Annotated in this window: 3 protein-coding genes; all 3 read left to right on the top strand. The window is 73.3% G+C overall.

Annotated features, from left to right (window positions below; genetic code table 11):
• A partial coding sequence (locus tag Q0L15_RS12590; RefSeq protein WP_296604787.1) for a molybdopterin oxidoreductase family protein occupies positions 1–1,840 on the top strand: 1,840 nt, incomplete at its 5' end.
• The gene (locus Q0L15_RS12585) at positions 1,837–3,252 is read left to right on the top strand and encodes an FAD-dependent oxidoreductase (RefSeq protein ID WP_296604786.1); all 1,416 of its coding nucleotides are present in this window, start codon (positions 1,837–1,839) and stop codon (positions 3,250–3,252) included. The genes Q0L15_RS12590 and Q0L15_RS12585, both read left to right, overlap by 4 nt.
• On the top strand, positions 3,249–5,010 hold a 1,762-nt coding region (nirB, locus tag Q0L15_RS12580), incomplete at its 3' end, for a nitrite reductase large subunit NirB (protein WP_296604785.1). The genes Q0L15_RS12585 and nirB, both read left to right, overlap by 4 nt.

The following is a 5,010-nucleotide window of genomic DNA, read 5'->3' as shown; positions in this document are numbered from 1 at the left end:
CCGCGCGGCCGGCTGGGACGAGGCACTCGACCTCGTCGCCGGCCGGCTGCGCGAGCTGCGCGCCTCGTACGGCCCGGATGCGGTCGCGGTGTTCGGGGGAGGTGGGCTCACCAACGAGAAGGCCTACCAGCTCGGCAAGCTCGCGCGGGTCGCGATCGGCACCAGCCAGATCGACTACAACGGCCGGTGGTGCATGTCCTCGGCCGCATCGGCCGGCAACCGGGCGTTCGGGATCGACCGCGGGCTGCCGTTCCCGCTGGCCGACATCGAGCAGACCGACGTGCTCGTGCTGGTCGGCTCCAACCTCGCCGAGACGATGCCGCCCGCGGCGCGCCACCTCGACCGGCTGCGGGAGAACGGTGGCCGCGTGGTCGTCGTCGACCCTCGTCGTACGGCGACCGCCGAGCGCGCCGACCTGTTCCTCCAGCCGGTGCCGGGCGCGGACCTCCCGCTGGCGCTCGGGCTGCTGCACCTGCTCGCCGCGGCGGGCGCCGTCGACGAGGAGTACGTCGCCGCGCGCACGACCGGCTGGGAGGACGTACGCCGCTCCATCGCCGCGTGGTGGCCCGAACGGGTCGAGCGGGAGACCGGCGTCGAGACCGCGCAGCTGCGGGCCTGCGCGAAGCTGCTGGCCGGGGCCGAGCGGGTCACGGTCCTCACCGCCCGCGGCGCCGAGCAGCACGCGCAGGGCACCGACACGGTGCTCGCCTGGATCGACCTCGCGCTCGCGCTCGGCATGCCCGGCAAGGAGCACGCCGGCTACGGCTGCCTCACCGGCCAGGGCAACGGCCAGGGCGGCCGCGAGCACGGGCAGAAGGCCGACCAGCTCCCCGGCTACCGGATGATCGACGACCCCGCCGCGCGCGACCACGTCGCCCGCGTCTGGGGCGTGCCCGCGGACTCCCTGCCGGGCCCGGGGCGCTCGGCGTACGAGCTGCTCGATGCGCTCGGCACCGACGGCGGACCTCAGGCCCTGCTGGTGTTCGGCAGCAACATCGTCGTCTCGGCGCCCAACGCCACCCACGTGACCTCGCGGTTGGAGTCGCTCGGCCTGCTGGTGGTCGCCGACATCGTGATGAGCGAGACCGCGGCCCTGGCCGACGTCGTCCTGCCGGTCACGCAGTGGGCCGAGGAGACCGGAACGATGACCAACCTCGAGGGCCGGGTGATCCTGCGCGAGCGGGCCGCCACCCCGCCCGAGGGCGTGCGCACCGACCTCGAGGTGATCGCGGCGCTCGCCGAGCGGCTCGGGTCCCCGGTGGTGTTCTCGACCGACCCCGAGGAGGTCTTCGCCGAGCTCGGCAGGGCCTCGAGCGGCGGCCGCGCCGACTACGCCGGCATCAGCTACGACCGGATCCGCGCTGAGCACGGGGTGTTCTGGCCGTGTCCGTCGGCCGATCATGCCGGGACCCCGCGGCTGTTCGGTTCGTCGTTCGCGACGCCCGACGGTCGCGCCCGGTTCGTCGCGGTCGAGCACCGCGGGCCGGCCGAGCCCACGGACGCGGCATACCCGATCCACCTCACGACCGGTCGCATGCTCGCGCAGTACCAGTCCGGCGCGCAGACCCGCCGCGTCGCCGACCTCCCCGACGACGGCCCGTTCGTCGAGCTGCACCCGATGCTGGCCGACCGCATCGGTGCGTACGACGGCGAGCCGGTCCTCGTCACCACCCGGCGCGGTGAGCTCAAGGCCCCCGCGCGCGTGGTCAGCACCATCCGCCCGGACACGGTGTTCGTGCCGTTCCACTGGGTCGGCGCCAACCGGCTCACGAACGACGTGCTCGACCCGGCCAGCCGGATGCCGGAGTTCAAGGTGTGTGCCGCGGCGGTGAGCGCATGACCGCCCGGGAGCGCGTGGTGGTGGTCGGGGCCGGGATGGCGGCCGTCCGGCTGGCCGAGCTCCTCGGGCCGTCCGCCTCAGGGCGGTCCATACACGTGCCAGAGGCGGACGACCCGAAGGTGACGCTGCTCGGCGACGAGCAGCACCCGCCGTACAACCGGATCCTGCTGTCGGCGGTGCTCGAGGGCACCCACGACCCGGCCGCGATCGCGATGGCCGTGCCGGAGGGCGTCGACCTGCGGCTCGGGACCCGGGTGGTCGAGATCCACCGCGAGGAGCGCGAGGTCGAGCTCGCCGACCGGAGCCGGGTGCCCTACGACCGGCTGGTGCTCGCCACCGGCAGCATCCCCACGCTGCCGCCGATCCGCGGCCTGGTGCGCGTCGACGGGCGGCTCGACGACCGGGTGCACGCGTTCCGCAGCCTCGAGGACTGCCGGCGGCTGGAGGGGGCGCTCCAGGGGTCACGAGCAGCTCGACCGGCGGAGCGGGCGGTGGTCGTCGGCGGCGGGCTGCTCGGGCTCCAGGTCGCGCGCGCGCTCGGGGTGCGCGGCCTGGACACCGAGGTCGTGGAGGGCGGCGACCACCTGCTGCGCAGCCAGGTCGACGCCAAGGCCGGCGTCATCTTGGCCCGCGACCTCGGCCGGCTCGGGACCCGCGTCTACACCGGCGCCCGCGCGGTGCGGCTCACCGAGGCGGGCCTGGTGCTCGACAACGGCTACGTGCTCGAGACCGACCTCGTCGTGCTCACCGCGGGCGGCCGGCCGTCGACCGCGCTGGCTCGCCGTGCGGGGCTCGACGTACGTCTCGGCATCGTCGTCGACGACCTGCTGCGCACCTCGGACCCGCGCATCCACGCGATCGGTGACTGCGCCCAGCACGGCCTGCAGGTCACGGGGTTCGTGCCGCCGGCGTGGGAGCAGGCCGGCCTGCTCGCCCGGCACCTGCGCGGTGAACAGATCGCGTACGCCGGGAGCCGCAACGTCGCGCGACTGCGCGCGACCGGACTCGACGTCGCGGTGCTCGGCGACCCCGAGCACACCGAGGGCGAGGTCGTCGAGATGTCGAACCCGGTCACCGGCAGCCACCGCAAGCTCGTCCTTCGCGACGGCGTGATCGTCGCGGCCACGCTCGTCGGCGACCTCTCCCGGATCGGGCTGATCACCCAGCACTACGACCGCGGCACGGTGCTCGGCCGCCACGAGGCCGGCGCCTTGCTGACGGCGGAGCGCACCTCCGCGCCCGTCGTCCTCCCCGACGACGCGGAGATCTGCGCCTGCTCCGGCGTCAGCGCCGGCCGGATCCGCGCCTGCACGTCGTTCGACCAGGTCCGTGACACCACCCGCGCCACCACCGGTTGCGGCGGCTGCGCCACGGCCGTCCGCGAGCTACTCAGAGAAGGAGCCCTCGTATGAGCCCCCACCTCCGCAAGAAGCTGGTCGTCGTCGGCCACGGCATGGTCGGCCACCGCTTCGTGCAGGCCGCGATCGAGCGCGGCCTCACCGAGACCCATGACGTCGTCGTGATCGGCGAGGAGCGGCGCCCGGCGTACGACCGGGTCGCTCTGACGTCGTTCTTCGAGGTCGGTGCCAAGGCGCTCAGTCTGCTCCCGCAGGGGAGGTACGACGACCCGCGCGTCACGCTACGCACCGGGGTGGAGGTCGTCGCGGTGTCGCCGCGGCTGCGGATCGTCACGCTGAACACCGGCGAGGACCTGCACTACGACGAGCTCGTGCTCGCGACCGGGGCCTCCCCGTTCGTGCCGCCGGTGCCGGGCAAGGACCTCGACCACGTCTTCGTCTACCGCACCATCGAGGACCTCGAGGCGATCCGCAAGGCGGCCAAGCGTGCGAGGAGCGGCGCGGTCGTCGGCGGTGGCCTGCTCGGCCTCGAGGCCGCCAACGCGCTGAGCCAGCTGGGACTGCACACCCACGTCGTGGAGCTCGCCCCGCGGCTGATGGCGGTCCAGATCGATGCCGCGGGCGGTCGCACCCTGAGCCGCCACGTCGAGAAGCTGGGCCTGACCGTCCACACCGGCGCGATGACCGAGGCGATCCTGGGCACCGACAAGGTCACCGGGATGGCGCTCAAGGACCGCAAGTCGCTCGACGTGGACCTCGTGGTCTTCTCCGCCGGCATCCGGCCACGCGACGCCCTCGGCCGGAGCGCGGACCTGGCGATCGCGGAGCGCGGCGGGATCCTGGTCGACGCGCACTGCCGCACCAGTGACGAGCACATCTACGCGATCGGCGAGTGCGCCGCTCCTGGTGGCGTGATGTACGGGCTCGTGGCGCCCGGCTACGCGATGGCCGAGGTCGTCGTCGACACGCTGCTTGGCGGGGCGGGGGAGTTCACCGGCGCGGACATGTCGACCAAGCTCAAGCTCCTCGGCGTCGACGTCGCGAGCTTCGGTGACGCGCACGCGACGACCGAGGGTGCGCTCGAGCTCGTCTACTCCGACGCCGTCGCGGGCGTCTACAAGAAGCTGGTCATCAGCGAGGACGGCACCCAGCTGCTCGGCGGCGTGCTGGTCGGTGACGCCTCGGCGTACGGCGTCCTCCGTCCGATGGTCGCCTCCGGCATCGCCCTCCCGGAGAACCCCGAGGACCTGATCCTCCCCGCTGGGCGCTCCCTCACGGAGATCGGGCTCCCGGACGAGGCCCAGGTCTGCTCGTGCAACGACGTCACGAAGGCGCAGATCCTCGCGGCGGTCGGCGAGGGCGGCACCTGCGACAGCGCCTCGTGCGTCACGCAGTGCACCAAGGCCGGCAGCACGTGCGGGTCCTGCAAGCCGGTGGTCAAGAAGGTCGTCGAGGAGTTCTTCGCGGCGCAGGGCTTGGTCGTCGACCGCAGTCTGTGCGAGCACTTCGCGCTGACGCGGCAGGAACTGTTCGACGTGGTGGCCGTCCACGGCTACACGCGCTTCGACGACATCATCGAGGCCCACGGCCGTGGGCGCGGTTGCGACGTCTGCAAGCCGACGGTCGCCTCGATCCTCGCCTCCCAGCTCAACGGGCACGTCCTCGAAGGCCCGACCCGCACCCTCCAGGACACCAACGACGCCTACCTCGCGAACATCCAGCGCAACGGCACCTACTCCGTCGTGCCGCGGATCCCTGGCGGCGAGATCACTCCCGAGAAGCTGATCGTGATCGGCCAGGTGGCGCAGGAGT

The sequence above is a fragment of the Nocardioides sp. genome, from assembly GCF_024509035.1.
Lineage (GTDB): Bacteria > Actinomycetota > Actinomycetes > Propionibacteriales > Nocardioidaceae > Nocardioides.
This window is presented reverse-complemented; position numbering and strand designations above follow the sequence as displayed.